The sequence below is a fragment of the Geobacter argillaceus genome, assembly GCF_007830735.1.
GTDB lineage: Bacteria > Desulfobacterota > Desulfuromonadia > Geobacterales > DSM-12255 > Geomobilibacter > Geomobilibacter argillaceus.
In genome coordinates this window covers 1-19,374 of record NZ_VLLN01000012.1, presented here as the reverse complement: position 1 = coordinate 19,374, position 19,374 = coordinate 1, and the positions used below count along the sequence as shown (strand labels likewise).

24 protein-coding genes are annotated in these 19,374 nt (G+C 54.1%); 11 read left to right on the top strand and 13 right to left on the bottom strand.

Features of this window, described 5'->3' with window-relative positions; translation table 11 throughout:
- Window positions 1–29: 29 nt before the first annotated feature.
- Window positions 30–1,043 carry a hydrogenase expression/formation protein HypE gene (gene hypE, locus JN12_RS10850; protein ID WP_145022484.1) on the top strand — a complete coding sequence of 338 codons (1,014 nt, stop codon included), beginning with the start codon at window positions 30–32 and terminating at the stop codon, window positions 1,041–1,043.
- Between the two features lie 24 nt (window positions 1,044–1,067).
- Here hypE and JN12_RS10845 read toward each other — a convergent pair whose 3' ends face one another.
- The 5 genes from JN12_RS10845 to JN12_RS10825 all read right to left on the bottom strand — a co-directional run bounded on the left by JN12_RS10845 (window position 1,068) and on the right by JN12_RS10825 (window position 4,063).
- Window positions 1,068–1,268, bottom strand: coding sequence for an FmdB family zinc ribbon protein (locus tag JN12_RS10845; protein ID WP_145022481.1), 201 nt, complete (start codon window positions 1,266–1,268; stop codon window positions 1,068–1,070).
- A 198-nt stretch (window positions 1,269–1,466) separates the two neighbouring features.
- Window positions 1,467–1,952: a signal peptidase II gene (lspA, locus tag JN12_RS10840; RefSeq protein ID WP_145022478.1), complete on the bottom strand. Its 486-nt coding sequence runs from the start codon at window positions 1,950–1,952 to the stop codon at window positions 1,467–1,469.
- Window positions 1,949–2,392 carry an NUDIX domain-containing protein gene (locus JN12_RS10835; protein ID WP_145022475.1) on the bottom strand — a complete coding sequence of 148 codons (444 nt, stop codon included), beginning with the start codon at window positions 2,390–2,392 and terminating at the stop codon, window positions 1,949–1,951. Before JN12_RS10835 ends, lspA begins: the two co-directional genes overlap by 4 nt.
- Before the next feature lie 71 nt (window positions 2,393–2,463).
- Entirely contained in the window at window positions 2,464–3,300 is an 837-nt protein-coding gene (locus JN12_RS10830; RefSeq protein ID WP_145022472.1) for a ParB/RepB/Spo0J family partition protein, read from the bottom strand.
- Window positions 3,293–4,063, bottom strand: coding sequence for a ParA family protein (locus JN12_RS10825; RefSeq protein WP_145022469.1), 771 nt, complete (start codon window positions 4,061–4,063; stop codon window positions 3,293–3,295). Before JN12_RS10825 ends, JN12_RS10830 begins: the two co-directional genes overlap by 8 nt.
- Window positions 4,064–4,402: 339 nt before the next feature.
- Between JN12_RS10825 and JN12_RS10820 the strand changes: the two genes are divergently transcribed.
- Window positions 4,403–5,296: an ATP-binding protein gene (locus JN12_RS10820; RefSeq protein WP_145022466.1), complete on the top strand. Its 894-nt coding sequence runs from the start codon at window positions 4,403–4,405 to the stop codon at window positions 5,294–5,296.
- 165 nt (window positions 5,297–5,461) lie between these two features.
- Here the strand turns inward: JN12_RS10820 and JN12_RS10815 are convergent, their stop codons facing one another.
- Complete coding sequence (locus tag JN12_RS10815) at window positions 5,462–5,893, bottom strand: CBS domain-containing protein (protein WP_145022463.1); 432 nt, start codon at window positions 5,891–5,893, stop codon at window positions 5,462–5,464.
- A gap of 290 nt (window positions 5,894–6,183) precedes the next feature.
- Between JN12_RS10815 and JN12_RS10810 the strand changes: the two genes are divergently transcribed.
- Entirely contained in the window at window positions 6,184–7,395 is a 1,212-nt protein-coding gene (locus JN12_RS10810) for a c-type heme family protein (RefSeq protein ID WP_145022460.1), read from the top strand.
- 82 nt (window positions 7,396–7,477) lie between these two features.
- On the opposite strand, the gene JN12_RS10805 is transcribed toward JN12_RS10810, so the two are convergent.
- Window positions 7,478–7,945: a DUF2155 domain-containing protein gene (locus tag JN12_RS10805; RefSeq protein WP_145022457.1), complete on the bottom strand. Its 468-nt coding sequence runs from the start codon at window positions 7,943–7,945 to the stop codon at window positions 7,478–7,480.
- 287 nt (window positions 7,946–8,232) lie between these two features.
- On the opposite strand from JN12_RS10805, the gene JN12_RS10800 reads away from it, so the two are divergent.
- Window positions 8,233–8,583, top strand: coding sequence for a hypothetical protein (locus JN12_RS10800; RefSeq protein WP_145022454.1), 351 nt, complete (start codon window positions 8,233–8,235; stop codon window positions 8,581–8,583).
- Between the two features lie 125 nt (window positions 8,584–8,708).
- On the opposite strand, the gene JN12_RS20815 is transcribed toward JN12_RS10800, so the two are convergent.
- Both JN12_RS20815 and JN12_RS20810 read right to left on the bottom strand, forming a co-directional pair.
- Window positions 8,709–9,527 (bottom strand): hypothetical protein, encoded by an 819-nt coding sequence (locus tag JN12_RS20815; RefSeq protein ID WP_246125844.1) that lies wholly within the window; start codon window positions 9,525–9,527, stop codon window positions 8,709–8,711.
- The gene (locus JN12_RS20810; RefSeq protein WP_246125843.1) at window positions 9,499–10,008 is read right to left on the bottom strand and encodes a hypothetical protein; all 510 of its coding nucleotides are present in this window, start codon (window positions 10,006–10,008) and stop codon (window positions 9,499–9,501) included. Before JN12_RS20810 ends, JN12_RS20815 begins: the two co-directional genes overlap by 29 nt.
- 188 nt (window positions 10,009–10,196) lie before the next feature.
- Between JN12_RS20810 and JN12_RS10790 the strand changes: the two genes are divergently transcribed.
- Entirely contained in the window at window positions 10,197–12,605 is a 2,409-nt protein-coding gene (locus JN12_RS10790) for a TOTE conflict system archaeo-eukaryotic primase domain-containing protein (RefSeq protein WP_145022451.1), read from the top strand.
- A 14-nt stretch (window positions 12,606–12,619) separates the two neighbouring features.
- On the opposite strand, the gene JN12_RS20640 is transcribed toward JN12_RS10790, so the two are convergent.
- From JN12_RS20640 to JN12_RS10770, 4 genes are all read right to left on the bottom strand, one after another.
- Complete coding sequence (locus JN12_RS20640) at window positions 12,620–13,201, bottom strand: hypothetical protein (protein WP_211360532.1); 582 nt, start codon at window positions 13,199–13,201, stop codon at window positions 12,620–12,622.
- The gene (locus JN12_RS10780) at window positions 13,198–13,527 is read right to left on the bottom strand and encodes a hypothetical protein (protein ID WP_211360531.1); all 330 of its coding nucleotides are present in this window, start codon (window positions 13,525–13,527) and stop codon (window positions 13,198–13,200) included. The genes JN12_RS20640 and JN12_RS10780 overlap by 4 nt, the downstream gene beginning before the upstream one ends.
- Window positions 13,528–13,578: 51 nt before the next feature.
- Window positions 13,579–14,211, bottom strand: a complete 633-nt coding sequence (locus JN12_RS10775) for a hypothetical protein (protein ID WP_145022448.1) — start codon at window positions 14,209–14,211, stop codon at window positions 13,579–13,581.
- 85 nt (window positions 14,212–14,296) lie between these two features.
- A complete protein-coding gene (locus tag JN12_RS10770) occupies window positions 14,297–15,835 on the bottom strand; it encodes a nuclease-related domain-containing protein (RefSeq protein WP_170241899.1) in 1,539 nt (512 codons plus the stop codon).
- Window positions 15,836–16,032: 197 nt separating this feature from the next.
- Here JN12_RS10770 and JN12_RS10765 point away from each other — a divergent pair, with 197 nt between their 5' ends.
- The 6 genes from JN12_RS10765 to JN12_RS10740 all read left to right on the top strand — a co-directional run.
- A complete protein-coding gene (locus JN12_RS10765) occupies window positions 16,033–17,043 on the top strand; it encodes a hypothetical protein (RefSeq protein ID WP_145022442.1) in 1,011 nt (336 codons plus the stop codon).
- Entirely contained in the window at window positions 17,037–17,801 is a 765-nt protein-coding gene (locus JN12_RS10760) for a nucleotidyl transferase AbiEii/AbiGii toxin family protein (protein WP_145022439.1), read from the top strand. Before JN12_RS10765 ends, JN12_RS10760 begins: the two co-directional genes overlap by 7 nt.
- Window positions 17,785–18,060: an ImmA/IrrE family metallo-endopeptidase gene (locus JN12_RS10755; protein ID WP_145022436.1), complete on the top strand. Its 276-nt coding sequence runs from the start codon at window positions 17,785–17,787 to the stop codon at window positions 18,058–18,060. Before JN12_RS10760 ends, JN12_RS10755 begins: the two co-directional genes overlap by 17 nt.
- Window positions 18,061–18,108: 48 nt before the next feature.
- Entirely contained in the window at window positions 18,109–18,642 is a 534-nt protein-coding gene (locus JN12_RS10750) for a hypothetical protein (RefSeq protein ID WP_145022433.1), read from the top strand.
- 110 nt (window positions 18,643–18,752) lie between these two features.
- The gene (locus JN12_RS10745) at window positions 18,753–18,929 is read left to right on the top strand and encodes a hypothetical protein (RefSeq protein ID WP_246125842.1); all 177 of its coding nucleotides are present in this window, start codon (window positions 18,753–18,755) and stop codon (window positions 18,927–18,929) included.
- A 176-nt stretch (window positions 18,930–19,105) separates the two neighbouring features.
- On the top strand, window positions 19,106–19,374 hold a 269-nt coding region (locus tag JN12_RS10740; RefSeq protein ID WP_170241898.1), incomplete at its 3' end, for a helix-turn-helix domain-containing protein.

The window sequence follows — 19,374 nt, the reverse complement described above, 5'->3', positions numbered from 1 at the left end:
AACAAGTCGGAATCTTTCATGGAGCCGAAATGAACAAGGATCTCATCCTCCTCGGCCACGGCAGCGGCGGCAGGCTCTCCCACCAGCTGCTGGACGAGGTCATCATCCCGATCCTTTCCGGGACCCCGCAAGTCGGGCAGAACGATGCCGCCGTGCTGGAACGTGCCGGCGAGCGGTTCTGCTTTACCACCGATTCCTATGTGGTCGATCCGATCTTCTTCCCCGGCGGCAATATCGGCGATCTGGCCGTGAACGGCACGATCAACGATCTGTCCATGATGGGGGCCCGGCCGCTCTGGCTCAGTATTGGCCTGATCATCGAGGAAGGGTTCAGCCGCTCGGAACTGGTGCCGATCCTGGCCAGCATGCGGCAGGCGGCAGATGCGGCAGGGGTGGCCATCGTCACCGGCGACACCAAGGTGGTCCCCCGCGGCAAGGCCGACCGGATCTTCATCAACAGTGCCGGCATCGGCATCATCGACCACCCGGTCGTCATCCATGGCGCCAATGCCCGGCCGGGCGACCGGGTCATCGTCAGCGGCACCATCGGCGACCACGGCATCGCCATCATGGCCAGCCGGGAAGGGCTGGAGCTGGAAACGGACATCCGGAGCGACTCCGCCGCACTGCACGGCCTGGTGGCGGCGATGCTGGAGGAAGCAGGGGCTGCGCTCCACGTCCTGCGGGACCCCACGCGGGGCGGGGTTGCCACCACCCTGAAAGAGATCGCCAGTCAGTCTGCCGTGGACCTGCACCTCCGGGAGAGCGCGCTTCCGATCCGCAGCGCCGTCAAGGGGGTCTGCTCGATCCTGGGTCTCGATCCGCTGTACGTGGCAAACGAAGGAAAGCTGCTGGCGCTGGTGGCGCCCGAGGCTGCGGAGCGCCTCGTGGCGCGGATGCGGCAGCATCCCCTGGGGAGGGATGCCGCGGTCATCGGCGAGGTGACGGGCAGTGGCACCGGCACGATTGCCCTGGAGACCGTGGCCGGCGGGTTGCGGAAGGTGGAAATGCTGGCAGGGGAGCAGTTGCCGAGGATCTGCTGAACGCACGGTTCAGCGGTGCGGACCTCAGCCACCGCCGATGCTGCAGGCCGGGCCGCTGGCATGGGAACCGACACTCCCACTGCTGACCGAACAGGCCGAGATCAGTTTTTCCACCTTTGGCGAGCCGCACTTGGGGCAGCTGGTTTCGGCGGCGCTTGCCCCCATCTTCTGGAGCAGGGAAAAGTCTTCATTGCATGCTGTGCACCGGTATTCGTAGATCGGCATGACACACCTCCTGCTGATGTTCGCTGCATTCAAATTACCATATATCCCTTGTCGGGGCAACCATGCGTGATGACAGGCGGCAAACCCCCTAAACGCGGTTTGCGGTCACCCACGGTCAGGGCCTTCGCCGGACCAGATGACAAAAGGCCGCCGGCAGTTCCGCCAGCGGCCTTTTGTTTTCGAGATTTCTCCGTACCGTTACGCCTTTTTCTGCCGCCGCTCTTCCAGCACCATATCCACTGCCAGCAGGGCAACCCCGACGCAGATGGCCGAGTCGGCCACGTTGAAGGCCGGCCAGTGGTGGGTCTGCCAGAAGACGTCCAGAAAGTCGATCACCTCGCCGAGCCTGACCCGGTCGATCAGGTTCCCCACTGCCCCGGAGAGGATGAGGGACAGGGCGAGGGCGGCGAAGCGCTGGTCGTCACGCAGCTTGCGATAGGCCACCAGGATAGCGACCACAGCCACCAGGGAGATCAGAATGAAAAAGGGGAGACGGTAGTTGAAGTTGGAGAGGAAACTGAAGGCCGCCCCCTTGTTCCGCATGTAGGTGATGCTGAACAGGCCGTTGACCACCGGTATGGATTGGTAGAGCTGCATGGTCCGGTCGATATAGACCTTGGTCGCCTGATCGATCACCAGCACGAGTACGGTAACTGCCGCAAGGATGGCGTAGCGGTTTTTCATGGGGTGTCTTGACTCTCCTGTAAAAATACCTTGCCGAGGATGAACCGCGTTCCGTCGGGCATCTTCAAGGCGGCCAGATCCTGTTGCGCCACCCAGCGGGCCTCGTCAACCTCGTCCTGGTTGTGGGTGATGTCGCAGAACAGGGGACGACAGCGGTAGTAGAGGATGATGAAGTGGTAGTTCTCGTCGCCCGGGGTGACATGTTCGAACACGTCCAGCAGGTCCACCACCTCCACCTGCAGCCCCACTTCTTCCATGACCTCCCGTTCAATCGCCTTGATGATCGGCTCGCCCAGGTCGATCTTCCCCCCCGGCATCACCCACTCCCCTTGGAACGGGGGGATGCTCCGCTTGGTCAGGAGGACTTCCCGGTCGTCATTGATGATGACAGCCACCACCGAGGTGACGATATGGTCTTTTTTGAACTTGGGTCGGGTCATTAGGTATGACTATGTTTCAGGCAACGGGAAAAGGCAACCGCTCTGGTTGCCTTTTCCCGTTACGATGTGAATTACAGGTTCAGCAGGTCGATGATCCGGGACAGCTCGTCCTTGCTCCCATAGCTGATCTCCAGGGTCCCGCCCCGGCTCTTGGCGCGGATGGCAACCTTTGCCTTGAAGTGGCGCTTCAGCTGCTCCATGAGGTCGGTCAGTTCCGGGTCGATCCTGGTCGCGGCCTTTGCGGGCTTGGCGCTCTTCAACCGCTTCACCAACGCCTCGGTGGCCCGGACGGTCAGATGTTTCTTCAGGATCTCCTCGCGGGCCTCTTTGAGCAGCTCAGCCGACTCCAGGGCCAGCAACGCCCGGGCATGCCCCATGGTGAGGTTTTCCGTCACGATATCCCGCTGGATCTCCTCCGGCAGCTTCAGGAGCCTGAGCGCGTTGGCCACGGTGGAGCGGTCCTTGCCGACCCGCTTGGCCAGTTCTTCCTGGGAGAAGTCGAACTTTTCCAGGAGCGAGCGGTAGGCCTCCGCCTCTTCGACGGCGTTCAGGTCCTCCCGCTGGATGTTCTCGATCAGGGCCATCTCCAGGGCTGTGTCCTCGGACACGTCCTGGATCACCACCGGGACCTCTCTGAGCCCGGCCTTCTGCGCGGCCCGCCAGCGGCGCTCGCCGGCGATCAGTTCAAAGTGCTGTCCCTTGCGGCAGACCACCAGCGGCTGGATGATCCCCTTTTCCCGGATGGAGGCGGCCAGCTCTTCCAGCTTCTCGTTGACAAAGGTCTTGCGCGGCTGGGCGCGGTTCGGCTTGATCTCCTCGATGGGGCAGAGGAAATAGCTTCCCCGGTCTTCGTTGACAACCGGCAGCAGCGCGCCCATCCCTTTCCCCAGGCCGGTTTTCTTAACCATTGGCGCCCCTCTCCATGAGCTCCCGGGCCAATTCCAGGTAGCTGACAGCGCCACGGGAGGTGATATCGTACAGGATGATCGGCTTGCCGTGGCTCGGCGCCTCGGAAAGCCGGACATTGCGCGGGACCACGGTCTGAAAGGCCTGCCCCTTGAAGTGGTTGCGGATCTCGTCGGCCACCTGGCGGGAGAGGTTGTTCCGACCGTCGTACATGGTCAGGAGTATCCCCTCGATACTGAGGCCCGGATTCAGCCCTTTCTGCACCAGGCCGATGGTGCGGAGGATCTGGGAGAGCCCCTCCATGGCGTAGAACTCGCACTGGAGAGGCACCAGCACCGACCGGGCCGCGGCCATGGCGTTGAGGGTAAGGAGTCCCAGGGAGGGGGGACAGTCGATCAGGATATAGTCGTACTGGTCTGCAAGGGGGGCCAACGCCTTCTTCAGGGCGAATTCCCGCTCCGGGATGGTGGCCAGTTCCAACTCGGCGCCGGCCAGGTCGGAGGTAGCCGGGAGAATACTCAGAAAGGGGAGCTCGGTCGGGATGACAAGCCCTGCGGCATCCACACCATTGATGAGGGCGTCGTAGATGCTCTCTTCCAGGGCGGACTTGTCGATGCCGACCCCGCTGCCGGCATTCCCCTGGGGGTCCATGTCCACCAGCAGGGTCCGTTTTTCGGCCGCCGCCAGGGAGGCCGCCAGGTTGACGGCAGTGGTGGTCTTGCCGACGCCACCCTTCTGATTGGCAATACAGATGGTTCTGCTCATGCTGTCCTCAATTGGTAAAAAATACCTGAAACCACGTAACTTCGCGCTCTTAGCGCGCTGGGGAAGGTAGCATAAATAAGCCCTTTTGGAAAGGGCTTTTCACGTACCGGCGTGGCCGGGGATACGGTTTTCATGAAAATATTGGCTTGACAATAGCCGGACCGATACCGTATACACAACGCCTATTTCACCTCGTTTCAGATAGTTAGCTATTTTTCATGGAGTTGCCGGGACTGCACCCTTCCCTCCGCACGTACTCCCCCCCAGACCTTTCCCCGTTTCACCCCCTTGCGGTGCTGCGCCGCAGGTGGCATTCAATGCTGCAGAGAAAGAGAGATCATGATTAACCTGAAGCCCGAAGTTGTTGCCCAGCTCGAGCGCGTGCTCGGTTCGGTGGAGATGCTTCTCCCCAGAACGACCAAGCCGGTGGACTGGACGGTCTGTTATGCCGCAAACTGGCGCCGCCACTCCTTTTCCGGCTATCTTGAGCCGGTCAAGGTGACCGACACCACCACCCTGGACGAACTCCTCGGCGTGGAGGAACAGAAAACGGTGATGCTCCACAACACGCGCCAGTTCCTGGCCGGTCTGCCGTCCAACAACGCCCTGCTCTGGGGATCGCGCGGCACGGGCAAGTCGTCCCTGATCAAGGCCCTGCTCAATAAATACGCGCCCAAGGGGCTCCGGGTCATCCAGGTGGAAAAGGAAGACCTGATCTACCTTTCCGAGATATTTGCCGCCGTGGAGAACGAACCGTACCGTTTCATCCTCCTCTGTGACGACCTGACCTTCGAGGTGGGCGAACTCAGCTACAAGATGCTGAAGAGCGCCCTGGACGGATCGGTCTACTCGCCGCCGGACAATGTCCTGATCTATGTGACCTCCAACCGCCGCCACCTGCTGCCCGAGTACGAAACCGACCATCTGGGCGGCAAGTTCGTCAACGGCGAGCTGCAGCAGAGCGAGGCGTTGGAGGAGAAGGTGTCGCTGTCAGACCGGTTCGGCCTGTGGGTGGCGTTCTATGCCTTTTCCCAGGATCGGTACCTGGATGCCGTGCGTCTCTGCATCGAGCGGGAGGCAAAACAGCAGAAGGCCGACATCCCCTGGAGCAAGGAGCTTGAGCTGGGCGCCATCAAGTGGTCGCAAGACAAGAGCAAGCGTTGCGGCCGGACCGCCTACCAGTTCGCCAAGAACTGGGTGGGCCGCTATCTCCTCCCGGCCCACGACGCTTGACAATCGGACGCAACCCCTGCACCACTGGTCGCGGCGCGCATGGCGAGTCCGGGGATCTTCTTTTCCTGCACTGTTCCTGAGGCGTTCGAAACAAAGAAAAAGGCGCCCCCGGAGGTGCCGCCTTTTTCTTTGTCATTGGCTCAAATTGTCGCTAAACGGTTTGGTTCAACCCTGCATGATGTATTGCTGCAAATTATTGATCACGATGTTCTGCTCGGAGATGATACTGTTGACCACGTTCCCTATCGATATGACGCCGATAGCCTTGCCCTCCTCGATAACCGGCAGGTAGCGCACAGAATTTTCGATCATGAGGACCATGCACTCTTCGATGGTACTGCCGGGCTGAATGACCACTAATTTCTGGGTCATGATTTCTTTGACCAGCGTATTACTGGACGATTTCCCCGCCAGGATAACCTTTCTGGAGTAATCGCGCTCGGTGATGATCCCCACCAGTTTGTCACCCTCCATTACCAGGAGTGAGCCGATATTCTTCTCCGCCATGAGCTCGATTGCAGTTAACACCGTTGCGTTCGGGACGATGGTGAAGATGCCGCTTACTTTGTTCCGAAGAATGTCTTTGACGCTTTTCATGGTTAGTCCCTCCTTGTGGAAAACTAGCGAAACATTAGAATGGTAAATCATCTTTTCGTGCTGACCTCATACCAGCCAGCTCGTGAAGGAGGTCGCCCTGTTGCGCGACGTAGTGGGGGATGCCTGATGTTATTGGGTAGAATAACAGAGATTGTGCCGGCGTCAATTCTCTGATCGGGCTGGGCGGGTAGAGAGACCGCTGACCGGCAAAGCAACCAGACAGCCGTGGTCCGGTTGCTTTGCCGCTTCCTCCCGCTATACTCTTTTCAGTTGAGAGCGAGGAGGAACGTATGGCCCGGAGCCTGACGCTCAGAGCGAAGTTCAACAGCATCGTCATCATCGTGTTTCTGGTCCTGGCCGTTGCCAACGCCATCGACGACTACCGGCGGCAGCAGGCCCTGGTGATCCGTGGAGCCGTCGACCATGCCCAGATCCTGGCGCACCAGATTGTCCAGTCCCGCGAGTATCTGTCACGGGTCACCAGCGACGAACCGGAACGGAACCCGAACCTGATCCCTCAGGTGGCGGCAACCAGCATCGCCAAGATGATGAGCGAGGGGAGCAATTTCCATGTCCGCCAGATCTCGCTGCGCTACCGCAATCCGGCAAACCGGCCCGACGAATACGAGGCGAGGCAGCTCCAGGGGTTCAAGGCCTCGGTCCCCAAGGAAACCTATCAGGTAATCGAGGACAAGGAAGGGGCGCTGTTCCGCTACCTGATGCCGATGCGCGCCGAGCAGTCCTGCCTGCGCTGCCATGGCAGCTATGACGAGGCGCCCGGCTTCATCAAGGCACGGTTCCCGCGGGGCCATATCTCCTACAATTACAAGGTCGGCGAGGTCATCGGCGCCGTTTCGGTAAGCATCCCCATGGCCGAACTGTACCAGCAGATCGGCATCAACCTGAAATACGACCTGATCTTCAGCTCCCTCATCCTCTTCCTGATCGTCATGGTCATGCAGCTTTTGATCCGCCGGACCGTCATTGACCCGATCACCATGCTCTCCGAAAGCATCGATACGGTCACCAGGACCGGCAGCTTTGCCGAACGGCTGCCGCAACGGAGCAAAGACGAGGTTGGCCGGCTGATCGGCGCCTTCAACGACATGATGGAGGAGCTCGGCCGCAAAACGGTCCAGCAACAGTCGTCCGACGAACGGTACCGGAGCTTCATCGAAATGGCCCAATCGGCAGTGGTGACCTTTCTCGGTGACGGCAAAATCGTCATCGCCAACAAACAGGCCGAAAAGCTCCTGGGCCGCTCCCGTCAGGCACTGCTCGGCGAAAGCATATTTTCCTTTCTGGAGAATAGCGAGCGCTTTCGCCAGGAAATCGAGCGGTATCTGCGCGACCGCAGCCGTGGCATGGAGTCGAGTATCCAGCGGGTAACGGGCGCGGCCGGTACGGCGACCGAGGTGGAAATTGCCCTTTCTGCGTCAACGGCTGACGGCATCCCACTCTTCACGGCCATTCTGCGTGAGTACCCGCACGGTACGTCCTGACGCCTGCCGGGCGAAACTGGGTACAAAAGACAAGAAGCCCGGGAATTGCCTGCCGGGCTTCTTGTCTCTATCAGAAAAAAGGCTACTTGGTTGGAATGTAGTCCACCAGGGCGAAACCGTACGTGGGGTTCTGGAAGGCGTGGGTGTTGGGGTAGAGCGTAAAGAGCCACCCCTTGAAGACCTCTTTCCCGTTCTCGTAGATCCTGATCTGGGCGGCCGGGTTCTTGGGGTTGTTGGATTGGGAGGTGAGGGTGGTCCCCTCCATCATGAAGTGGGGGAGAAAGTTTTCCACCTTGATGGAAAGGTCGGAGCCGGGGATGGAAAAAGTGGCGCCGATGTTTATGGTGTAGATCGCTTCCTTGTTGCTTTTCTTGTCAGTTACGCTGATCTTTACCGCCTGCCACTTCCCTTTAACGCTGGCGGGAACGGAGACCGTAGTCTCCTTCTTTGCTAGCTTGGACTCCTGAACCGGATGCTTTGGGGGGGCTTGCTCTTCCTTCTTGCCGCAGCCGGCAGACACCGCCAGAACCAGTGTTGCGTATGCTGCCATTCTTGCTGTCCTTGACACCATGAGCATCCCGCCCCACTTCCATCGGTGAATCAGAAATAATTCGGAGGGAGTCCATCGAACTGCGGACTCAACATGCTGATATCAAAGAGAATCAGCGTCCCGCCTTGACACTGCTACCACAAAAGAATTTCGTGAGTTTCTAAATGGAATATTTCTTCTACCATAAAGACGGCTTTCGGAGCAAGCACAATTCAGTCATTTCCAAGTCGCAGACCGACAGAGTGTGATTAACCTGCTGACACCAGGCAAGATCCGGGGAGGTTCATATGTCAAATACCATCAAATACTATGACGCCCAACAATGGTTAAGAGAGACACAACCAAAACGGGCTAAGCTCCCGGCAGTGGTGGTCGCCATATTCGTTACCCTGTTCACCAGCGCGGTTGCCGGTCTGCTGGTCGGTCTCTGTTTCCTTGGGACATTCTGGTACTGGGCAATCGGAATCGCCGGAATCTCACTACCGTACATTCTGATGGATCGGGTGCAGGTGCGGCTCTATCATGGCTACGTGAAGGGGAAACCGTTCTGGACGCTGATCACGTACGCCTTCTCCAGCACGGACTACCGTCCCTGCTATGCCCCATGGTGGTACTGGCGCTGGTATTACTGGTGGTAGGCAACATATTGGCCGGATTTTTTATAGGGTCAGAAATGAACCCATTAACTCCGCATTATTGAAAAAGTGTGGAGTTAATGGGTCGGCTCATCGTACTTTCCCAATACCTCTTTACTTGTCCTGAGTTACCAATAGTTGTTACCAGGTTCCGCAATTCTTTCCCCAGGCGTTTTCCAGGCAGCGAGCCATTGTAGGGCGTCGGTACTGTCGATCAACGTTCGGGCCTGGGTCAATCGCTCCAGGACAATGGCTTTCTGCTCCTCCTCCAGGTTGGCGGCTCTCCTCTCGACGTCGGCAAAGAAATCCTCGATCCCTTTTGCCTTTGCCCAAGCCTTGATGATTTCGGCTAGTTCTTCCCGACTGTCCTTGATCGCCTTGACGCGCCGGCGCTCTTCCTCTTCCCGGTGCCAGATGATCTGTTTGGCCTCCCATTCCTTTCGCTCAATTTCCGCCTTACGCTCCCCTTCTTCAACAAGCTGGACAATGGTGGCAGTTTCCCGTTTCAGCTCCTTGACGATCGCCGACAATTTGCCGGGGAAATCTCCTGCTTTCGTCTCCCTCCACTGCCGTTGCCAGTTCGCCCGCTGATATGGAGAGTATGCCTGGATGCAGAGCCTGCCGCTGGGCAGATCGTGCATGCTGGTCCACGAGTAACTTTCATAGCGTCTCGTTTTCCGGACAGGCAGTTCCGAGACGCGGACGTATTTCCCGTCCTGATACTTCGCCTCGACATTTTCGCTCATCTCAAAGATGGTCAGTCCAATCAGTACAGAGCCGATGGTGACAATAGTATCCCGTGACGGGCTCCAGAGTTCGGAATAGTTCCGGTCCCTGCCGCCCTTTTCACGCTCATCGACGCCAGAGCGGCGCAGACCCAGACCGTGCCTCTCAAAGGCGACCGTGTAACCGCGCTCTTCAAAGAGCAGAAACAATTCGTGCCACATCCAAGGCTCGGCTGCACGTCTGCTTGGATGCGATAACATCGACCATGAGTCGCTTGCTGGGCCTCAGGTACCCGTTGCTGGTCTCACGAGCTTCGTCAAAATACTGTTGTGCTCCCTGAAGCAGTGGGTGACGCTCCGGTAATTCACTCCGGTCACGACGTTTTGATTTCTTTTTCCGAGGAGATTTCGGTAACGGAAGTTTTGCACGCCGTGCATGTCCATACCGATTCCATTCCAGTTCATCACCAGGTTCAGCTTCCGGTAACGGCGGTTGCTTGGACACTTTACCAACGGCAAGCTTTGCCCAATAGCCCCTTTCGGGACGGGGGACGTTCAGCCATGTGCAGACACGTGCCAAAAAGCTCGATGATACCTTGTATCGCAGTGCGACCGTGGTCATCGGCTCCGCCCAGACCTCTTTATACAACTGCTCCCGGCTGACTGGGGTTTCATCTTTTCTTGTGGATGGATAATCTACCATTATGTCAGTGCCTCTCAAGTTCAGTTCAATATGCCGCCTGGTGAAATTTATTATTTGTCATTGTCTGCTATGAAGCAATATATTACTACGGCACTGCTCCATGGGGGAGCTGTGACACTTTGCAAAAATCTGCCGAATGAGTAACGTAATGCGGACCTATCTTGAATTGCTGACATGACCACGAAGCCATGAAACAAACCTCGCGGGAAATTACCGAGCTGATCAGGCAAAGCGAGATCCGCCTTACCGAACTCGAAAACCAGCGTCAGCAGATCCTTGACCATCTGCACGATCTGCGTAAGCAACTGTCATTGCTAGAAGCACCACCCATCCCTGTCAGTGAAACCTCCGAGCTGTCCCCTTCGGCAAAGATCTCTCTGTTCCGTTCGTTGTTCAAAGGTCGCGAAGACGTCTACCCCAAAATGTGGCTCAGCAAGAGCGGTGACCGCAAGGGATACATGCCGGCCTGCGGTAACGACGGCGACTACTCTCTCTGCGGGAAACGGAAATTCCCCCGGGTCAAATGTGCCGATTGCAATCATCAGGCGTATTTGCCGCTCACTGACGAGGTCATCCGTGAGCATCTCCAAGGCAAGCAGACCTTTGGCGTCTATCCGCTTCTGCCAGATGATACCTGCCGGTTCTTGGCGGTTGATTTCGACAAGGCAACCTGGCAGGAGGATGTGGCCGCCTTTCGCGAAACCTGCAACGCACTTGACCTCCCGGTCGCCGTCGAACGCTCACGATCCGGCAATGGCGCCCATGCCTGGTTCTTTTTCTCCGAGCCGGTCGCGTCCTCTGTTGCCAGGGTAATGGGATGCTTCCTGATTACCGAGACCATGTCCCGCCGCCACCAGCTCAGCATGGAATCCTATGATCGTCTCTTCCCCAGCCAAGACACCATGCCGCGGGGCGGCTTCGGCAACCTGATTGCTCTGCCGCTACAGGGAGAACCGCGCAAGCAAGGCAATTCGGTCTTTATTGACGAATCCTTCACTCCCTATGCCGACCAATGGGGTTACCTCTCATCCGTAAAGCGTCTCTCCTCCATGGAAGTTCAAGCCATCGCTGACAAGGCGACACGACGAGGGCAGGTTATAGGCCTGAAACTGCCGTCCGACCACGACGAAGACCAGGCGCCATGGGAACGCTCCCCGTCCGGCCGATTGCCGGAGCAACGGATCACAGGAAAGTTGCCGAAAAATATTTCGGTGGTGCTGGCCCAGCGGATCTTTGTCGAAAAGAAGTCACTGCCTTCGGAGCTGCTCAACCGGATCAAGCGGTTGGCTGCGTTCCAGAACCCGGAATTCTACAAGAAGCAGAAGATGCGGCTCTCCACCCACAACACCCCGCGAGTGATTGCCTGCTTCGAGGAGACAGCAAAACACATCGGGCTGCCGAGGGGATGTCGTGATGCGTTCAAAGAGCTCCTGAAAGAGCATGGTATTCAGCTGAAAATTGACGACAAGCGGCAGAGCGGCTCTGTCACGGAATTCGTATTCCAAGGTTCGCTGACAAACATTCAGCAGCAGGTTGTTACTGAACTGGAGAGACATGACACCGGTATCTTCGTTGCGCCTCCCGGTTCCGGTAAGACCGTAGTCGGCGCCTGGATGGCAGCGGCCCGGAACTGCACAACGCTTGTGCTGGTACATCGCAAGCCTCTCCTCGATCAGTGGGTGGCACAGCTTTCCACATTTCTTGGTTTGCCAAAAAAATCAATCGGTACCATTGGTTCCGGAAAGAGCAAGGTTACCGGCATCATAGATGTGGCCATGATGCAGAGTCTGGTTCGCAAGGATGAGGTTTCTGACCTCGTGGCCAATTACGGCCAAGTGATAGTGGATGAATGCCACCACCTGCCGGCTTTCTCTTTCGAGCGAGTGCTGGCTGAGGTGAAGGCGAAATATGTTGTCGGTCTGACCGCAACACCGTACCGTCGGGACGGCCACCAGCCAATCATTCACCTACAATGCGGCCCTACCAGATTTGCACTCAACCGCAAACAGCATGAAGGCGATGGAGCATTTACCCGAAGGCTGATCCTCCGGGAAACCGGCTTCATCCTGCCATCTGCCGCCAGCGAGGCAACCATTCAGGAGATTTATGCCCGACTGACGGAAGACCGGGAACGGAACCGGCTCATCCTGGACGATATCCGCAAGGCTCTTGCCGACAGGCGATCCCCAATCTTGCTGACTGAGAGGAAGGATCATCTGGAATACCTGGCTAGTGAACTGCGAGACGCGGTGAAACACCTGGTTGTTCTCCACGGGGGGATGGGAGCAAAGCAACGACGAAAGATCATGGAACATCTGGCTTCCATCCCTGATGACGAAGAACGACTAATCCTTGCCACCGGCCGCTATATCGGTGAAGGATTCGATGATGCCAGATTGGACACCCTCTTTCTTGCACTGCCGTTTTCATGGAAGGGAATGTTGGTCCAGTACGCCGGCAGGCTGCATCGACTCCATCCGGACAAGGTGGAAGTGCAGGTTTACGATTATGTGGACAGTTCAGTGCCGATGCTGGCGAAAATGCATGAAAAGCGGATGAGGGGTTTCAAGGCGTTGGGGTACGAGCAGAAGGCATAGAGGTGTCAGTTTTCTCATTCCTCCGGGAATGCCTCATAGAAAATATCGCCCAAGGTATCGTGAAAACCCCAGCCGATATCTTGTGTAGAAATCACCAGGTCCTCGAACCGGTCGTAATAGTCATCAATGATCGCCTCATCAAGGGTGAGCAACAATTTGACGGCCTTTTCATACATCCGCTCCAGTGATGCAAAAAAATGTTCGTCGTCATACCCGACATCGAGAGAAAAACTGGCCCCGCACTCGACAAAGTGCACCATCAGTTCCAGCATCCCTTTCGGATCACCCACCGCTTTGCCATAGTCGGATATCGCTTTCTTCGCAGTGGCAATTTCGACATCGTCATTGGACATGACATCCGGGAAGAGAGCATCTTCTATGATCTTTTTGTACGGCTTGAGTGAGTCGCTGCCGAGCGAAAAGCGGGCATGCAGGAAGTTTTTGTTCGGGGTGCTGTAGGCATACAGGTCCGAGATGAGACCGATTAGCACAGAACGCTCAAAATCGGCAATGGCTGACTTGACATCGCTCCAGGACGGTTTCTTCCTGAGCGGTTTGGTAGCAGTTGTCGGTTTGGTTGATTTTCTTGCAGTCATAGGGGAAATGGCTCATTTCCAGAGATTTTCTTTGCCATAAACGAACTATCGTCTCCATTGTGGATATAGATTCTGCCGGTCAATGTGTCGCCGTCACAGGTAAATTCGCCGAAACCGCTGGCCGGATCGCATTCGTCGCTGCCATCCCAGGTAAATCTGTAGCTGCCCGACTTGTCCCTGCGGATGTCCATATCTCCATCCACACAGATGAAGTGCAGCTCTCCCCTATTCCCTTTGATACGGATGTAGCCTGGTTCGACAAGGTCGATATCTTCCTTGTCCCATTCGGACATTTCGATGATTTCGTATGTACCGTTGACCTTCATATGCCACCCACAGATGTCATTTCCGTTGATGCGCGAATCCGGCGCCAACCTTCACTTGAAACCGACCGAGGATTCAATCAACTCCGTTGCCGTCGGATGCCGGAAATGGGTGAGGAAGAGATGACTGCTCCCTTTGAAGAGCGGTTTAAATCCGGCATGTTGGTAGCTTTTACGGAGCTTTGCCGCAATGGTTTTCTGTTCTGCTGGTGACAGCTGCAGCAGTTCCCACGCTCCGGCCACATTATCTGGATCATCAGCAGTCATCGGCCAAGGCTTCAGCGCCACAATATCCCGATCGTCAAATCGCTCGGCAATCGCCAGCGCCAAAAGCCCGCCCACCCCCTGCCCGCGGTACTCCGGCAAGAGGAGAATCGACTTGATCAGCACGATATTGCCGTAATCCATAAGCTCATCTTCAACGTCAGGTATCAGTTCATCATCAGCAAACAACTCTTCATAGAGGTTGCCCAGATCGCTTGAGTGGCCATCGAATACGTCGAACAAAGAGCACTCGCCGTCGTTAACAATACGATCCATTCTGACTTCGAAAACCTTGCCTTCGCCGATCTTTTTCTGTTTATCGCCGTAGAGGATGTCAATGTAGATGGCAGAAATGTAGGAGCCCCTGAAGATAGAACTGTGGGTTCTGGTGGCGAGTGAGATGTGTTGCGCCTCTATGTGCATGGTTGGTATCATCCTTTGTCGGGACAATCAAAAGTGAGTTATAATGGCTTTTAAAATCATTTTATAGGAACAAGCTGTAAAATATTTATTTCCCAATGCAACACTTTTTGAATTTCATCCCACTACCACAGGTGCAGGGATCATTTCTTCCTACTTTGTGTTTTTTGTGGCCGATTGATTCCAAAAAATTCCCAGACTTTGGCATGTTCCGCGTCACTAATTCCATTTTAGCATTCTGCCGCCATTCATATTTGAGACATAGACCAAACCTAAGTGCTTTATCAGTTGGAGAAATGCATATCCCAAACCAGCTGGTTGCTTTTTGTGAATACTTACGACGTTCACAATGCCCTTGTAGGTGAGGACCAGCAACGGATACCGGCTCTTCGTTTATATGAATAGTCAATCCAGTGCTTGCGGATTCAAGACCAACCGTCAGGTCATGGTGTTTATGATCATGAAATGCAAGCTGCGCAAGTTTGTCGATTCCACGACTCACATCAAGAACGGTTTCCTCGCTCAATGTCAGCAACAGGAATCCCAAGTCAATAGTCCCTGGGTCAGGCATCGACTCAATTCCATTCACAATGCAGCCCAGTACTGTAGACTTGAAACGAGTTAAAATTCCATCAGGTGTACTCTTCCCATTTACTCCATCCCGACGCACCGCCATCGCAACATCCAGATCGGCCGAAATATCATCTCCCAGCATAACCATGTCATGTTCGTCATTGAGCCAAAGATTGTTCTTCAAGTGGTACGAAAGAATAGTTAGCTCATGTGAGACAAGAAGCTTATCAGTATAATTTGCGCGTTGATTCACATAGCTCAGGAAATGGAGCGGCGACGACAACATTTCAGTCATTGCATCAAGGGCAAAAATATCCAAGACAAGAGGTGGTTGTATCGATTCAGTAGTCTCATACTTGAGAAATTGTCGAGTCTGAAAACTCAGCGCAGGATAGTGGTCAGAAACCACACAGAGGATGTAAATTTCCATTAACCCTTTTGGAACCGTGATGACTCGGGAGTTGGCATCAACAAGCTTATACTTAGACACTCCGAGCGATTTAGCACAGGTCAAACCCTGTTCATACGAGTCTTGAACACTTTTTTTGAAGTCATCCTTGATCTGAAGGTCATTTCCCTTCCTAGCTTCCAGCGTCAAACGCTTCGATTTTGCTTGTACAACGATTATCCGATTTCCAAAGATCACAAGGACATCGATCTCCCCAAGTTTCTCCTTTGATTCAAAGATATCTACATTAGTAAAAACCCGTTCCTTCCCAAAGACGAGTTCCAATCGGTCTCGACAAAACTCTTCAGTAAACCTCCCCCTGTTCCGCATCGCAGTGTCCGTATATGTTTTATCGGCACCCATCCAATAGAATGGCGATTCATACAGTGCTTCGACAAGACTGTATCCCTGGAACAAAACAAAATTAACGTCGTCCAACCGCAACAGCGGCGTAGCATTTGCGACATTGAAGTCATTCAGTGCTCTGAAATATTGATTCTTTTCTCCTTCCGACTTCGTAAATGCGTTCAGGACAGTCACAATGCTCGGCTTGCCAATACCCGAGAAATCTGCAACTTCCTGGACACTGAATGTGAACCCTGGCAAGATAGTCCACTCCTCGGGTGAGATCTTCCGCATGCCCTTCAGGGTATACATGAGCTTTCGATTTTGAAGTTCCAAGATGGCATGCACTACATTTTTTACTTTGGCGCAATTCTTCCAGTGTCCCTGTTGTTAACATTTTATTTACACGATAACACTAATCATGTTAATGTGCATAAAAACTGTTAAAAGGGGTGCGTATGAAGAACCTATTACGCGATTTTGAACGCCACCTGAAAGAAAACCTGGACATAACCGCTACAACGAAAAAATGGGAAGGTGTTGACAGCCTCCCTTTCTTTCTACGAGATTCCTACACATTCTATGAAGTTTCCCTGCTGAACACCCCCTGTCTATTGATGGTTGCGCGCGACAATAACGAGCAGACTCCCGCAATCATTCGCAAACAAATGTTACAGGTCCAAGCGAAATGGGATGGAGAATTGATCTACCTTTGTTCGTCGGTCTCTGCCTACAACCGCAAGCGGCTGATCGAGCAGAAAGTCCCCTTTGTGGTGCCCGGCAACCAGATGTATCTTCCGATGCTCGGCATCGATCTTCGGGAACATTTCAGGCAAATTCGGTCAGCCGCTCCCGGCAAGCTGAGTCCTTCCACTCAAGCGGTTGTATTGCATGCACTACTGCACGGCCCTGGAAAGGATTACACGCCATCTCGACTGGCAAAACTGTATCCAAATTTGGATAAGAGTAAATGGTATACCGTGATGACGTTGACGCGGGCCTTTGACGAATTGGAGTCGCTCGGTCTCGCTGAAGTGTTAATAGAGGGACGTGAAAGAGTACTGCGCTTTAGCGACGGAAAAAAAGACTTGTGGCAAAGATCACGAGAGTTCATGCGCAGCCCTGTAAAGAAACGGACCTTTATTCGTCCCCTTGAACAAAGGTGGTGCGGGGTTCCAGCGGGATTGACGGCATTGGCGCACTTTACCTTGCTGGCGCCTCCTTCTACCCCGGTATATGCGGTGAGCCTGGACGATTGGAAATCGATGAAGCTCACTAACGCTATCGTGGAGCTGCCGGCTGCGGAACCGCAGTCGAATGAAGTTGAAATATGGAATTATTCGCCGCTTCTATTTAAGGAAGAAGATGACGTGGTTGATCGCTTCTCTCTTTACCTGAGCTTGAAGGATAACGTTGATGAGCGGGTGCAATCCGCCCTCGAAAAGATGATGGAGCAAGTCTTATGGTGAGAGGCATTGAACGGTTCAAAGCACATTTTGCGCCATTTGCAGATAGGTATGTGCTGATTGGTGGAACGGCCTGCTCCCTTGTAATGGAAGATGTTGGATTGGAGTTTCGAGCAACCAAGGATCTCGACATCGTCCTGTGCGTGGAAGCGCTGGATGGTGATTTCGTGAAGGCCTTTTGGCAGTTTATTGGCAATGGCAAATACAAGATTCAAGAGAAAAGCACCGGCCAGAAACAGTTTTATCGGTTCAAAAACCCTGAAGACGGCTCATTTCCTGTGATGCTGGAATTGTTTTCACGCGTGCCGGATGCTTTGACCATCGGTGACGACAGCCACCTGACCCCAATTCCGATGGATGAAGAGGTATCCAGTCTCTCGGCCATCCTGTTGGACAAGGACTACTATGCATTTATCCATGTCGGGAAACAGGAGACAGACGGATTGCCTGTACTTGGACCGGCCTACCTGATTCCGCTGAAGGCAAGAGCCTGGCTCGATCTGAAGAAAAGGCGTGAAGCCGGCGATGCAATTGATGAAAAGGACATAAAGAAACATAAGAATGACGTGTTCAGGCTGTATCAGATCGTCGACCCAGGGCAATTAATTGGTCTGCCAGCCTCCATCAAGGAAGATCTGCGGCAATTTTTTGATGAAATTGAGAGTGATCAGAGCGTGGACTTGAAAAACTTGGGGCTAAGAAGCAGGAGTCTTGACGAGGTCCTCGCGGATCTGCGCTCAATTTATGGCGTTGGTGGTTGATCCAATAAATGTTGGAGCGGACTGGTCCTGGAAAATTGCATGCAGACTCAGCTTCAAGACGAAAGAATGGCTGAAAAGCCAGAAGCCGGCGAAGGAGAAGGAGGCGGATGCCTTCGCTTCAGAGTTGTTGATTCCGATGGAGCTGCTGAAGAAGTTTCAGGGAGATTTGAAGAGTCCGGACAAGCTGGCGGGGATCTTCCAGGTCAGTAAACCGGCGATGGCTATTGCGATTGCGAATTTTTTCGGGTCGGCGAGGTAGTAACGTAGTGTAATTGGTTGATCGACGCAAGTCGAATGCGAGGTAGATGTGCTGCAGGCAAGAGAAGAAAAAGTAGTTTTCTCGGAGCTATCGGAGTTATGCAAATTACCAGGATACGCGCATGCAATTGCATATTTTTGCTACCGAGAAAACATAGTCGCCTATGATGATAAGATGACGGCAAAGGATATGGCGCATCTCTTCTCGCTGACACGTATAATACGAACTGAAATATCAACCCTCATCGGGCTGTTGATCCAAGTAGACATCGATTACTCGCTGCCACCTCCCGTAATACTTCAAGAATACATTACTCGAACCGAAACTTTACTTGAAGAAATGCATAAAGCTATCGCTGGAGCATTATTTGTTGGTTTAGATCCAAAGACAGCAATTGAGCGTGGCTTCAATCCGTTCACTTTTGGTGACGCGCTACGCGAGCCGATTTTTTATAGTGGCGAATCTGCCTATAGTTTTCAATATCGCGACTTCTCACCAAGAAAATATGCGAGTGACGATGATTGGCTGATCTCAAATAAAGGCTTTTCAATCCAAGAAGCAAAAAATGTAGTGCAAAAGTAAAGTCTTTAGAGTCTATCTAATCTCAATATAAGTTTCGGCAGTGATCGAAAAATAGGCGTTTATTTTGAGGAGGAAAGTCTAGTCTTGCCCTGTCCAGGGAGATCGGTTCATTGAAAGAGCAGTACGGTACCGCCATGATCGACATGACATCCATGCAGGCGTATCTGAAAAGTCTCCTCGGCAACGAAACGGTTGCGAAGTACCTGCGGGAACTTCATGGTCCTGTCCACGACAAATTTAAGGAAATTGCCGAACTAGACTTCTTCAGGCTGAAAAATATGGCGTAAGAAAATTAACTGCGGCCACTGACACCATGTCTTGGTTTTATTGCCATGGGGGAGCCAATCCGAGTGTCACGAGTTTTTCGGAAAACTCTTCTGCCTCCCTAGTACCACTTAACATTTAATATTTCGTTTAATTGCGGTATATGGCATACTGGCGTAACTCATTCAAGGAGGCCACCATGTCGCCAAGATACCGAGTAACACTTACCGAGCAGGAGCGTAAAGATCTTGAAGCCTTAACCAAGCGTGGAAAGACCCACGCAAGGCGGTTTGTCCACGCCCGTGCCTTGTTGCTTTCTGATGCCGGTGATAATGGTCCAGGCTGGAGTGTTGCTGATACTGCAGAGGCACTTGGTGTGAGTAGTCGGACAATTGAACACCTGAAGAAGCGTTTTGTAGAAGATGGCCTCGAAGCTGCACTTGAGCGGAAACAGCGGGAGAAGCCACC

Excerpts from the sequence above, each read along its gene's own strand:
- hypE (WP_145022484.1), top strand. The coding sequence starts at position 30 with ATGAACAAGGATCTCATCCTCCTCGGCCACGGCAGCGGCGGCAGGCTC.
- JN12_RS10845 (WP_145022481.1), bottom strand. The coding sequence starts at position 1,268 with ATGCCGATCTACGAATACCGGTGCACAGCATGCAATGAAGACTTTTCC.
- lspA (WP_145022478.1), bottom strand. The coding sequence starts at position 1,952 with ATGAAAAACCGCTACGCCATCCTTGCGGCAGTTACCGTACTCGTGCTG.
- JN12_RS10835 (WP_145022475.1), bottom strand. The coding sequence starts at position 2,392 with ATGACCCGACCCAAGTTCAAAAAAGACCATATCGTCACCTCGGTGGTG.
- JN12_RS10830 (WP_145022472.1), bottom strand. The coding sequence starts at position 3,300 with ATGGTTAAGAAAACCGGCCTGGGGAAAGGGATGGGCGCGCTGCTGCCG.
- JN12_RS10825 (WP_145022469.1), bottom strand. The coding sequence starts at position 4,063 with ATGAGCAGAACCATCTGTATTGCCAATCAGAAGGGTGGCGTCGGCAAG.
- JN12_RS10820 (WP_145022466.1), top strand. The coding sequence starts at position 4,403 with ATGATTAACCTGAAGCCCGAAGTTGTTGCCCAGCTCGAGCGCGTGCTC.
- JN12_RS10815 (WP_145022463.1), bottom strand. The coding sequence starts at position 5,893 with ATGAAAAGCGTCAAAGACATTCTTCGGAACAAAGTAAGCGGCATCTTC.
- JN12_RS10810 (WP_145022460.1), top strand. The coding sequence starts at position 6,184 with ATGGCCCGGAGCCTGACGCTCAGAGCGAAGTTCAACAGCATCGTCATC.
- JN12_RS10805 (WP_145022457.1), bottom strand. The coding sequence starts at position 7,945 with ATGGCAGCATACGCAACACTGGTTCTGGCGGTGTCTGCCGGCTGCGGC.
- JN12_RS10800 (WP_145022454.1), top strand. The coding sequence starts at position 8,233 with ATGTCAAATACCATCAAATACTATGACGCCCAACAATGGTTAAGAGAG.
- JN12_RS20815 (WP_246125844.1), bottom strand. The coding sequence starts at position 9,527 with ATGTGGCACGAATTGTTTCTGCTCTTTGAAGAGCGCGGTTACACGGTC.
- JN12_RS20810 (WP_246125843.1), bottom strand. The coding sequence starts at position 10,008 with ATGGTAGATTATCCATCCACAAGAAAAGATGAAACCCCAGTCAGCCGG.
- JN12_RS10790 (WP_145022451.1), top strand. The coding sequence starts at position 10,197 with ATGAAACAAACCTCGCGGGAAATTACCGAGCTGATCAGGCAAAGCGAG.
- JN12_RS20640 (WP_211360532.1), bottom strand. The coding sequence starts at position 13,201 with ATGACTGCAAGAAAATCAACCAAACCGACAACTGCTACCAAACCGCTC.
- JN12_RS10780 (WP_211360531.1), bottom strand. The coding sequence starts at position 13,527 with ATGAAGGTCAACGGTACATACGAAATCATCGAAATGTCCGAATGGGAC.
- JN12_RS10775 (WP_145022448.1), bottom strand. The coding sequence starts at position 14,211 with ATGCACATAGAGGCGCAACACATCTCACTCGCCACCAGAACCCACAGT.
- JN12_RS10765 (WP_145022442.1), top strand. The coding sequence starts at position 16,033 with ATGAAGAACCTATTACGCGATTTTGAACGCCACCTGAAAGAAAACCTG.
- JN12_RS10760 (WP_145022439.1), top strand. The coding sequence starts at position 17,037 with ATGGTGAGAGGCATTGAACGGTTCAAAGCACATTTTGCGCCATTTGCA.
- JN12_RS10755 (WP_145022436.1), top strand. The coding sequence starts at position 17,785 with ATGGCGTTGGTGGTTGATCCAATAAATGTTGGAGCGGACTGGTCCTGG.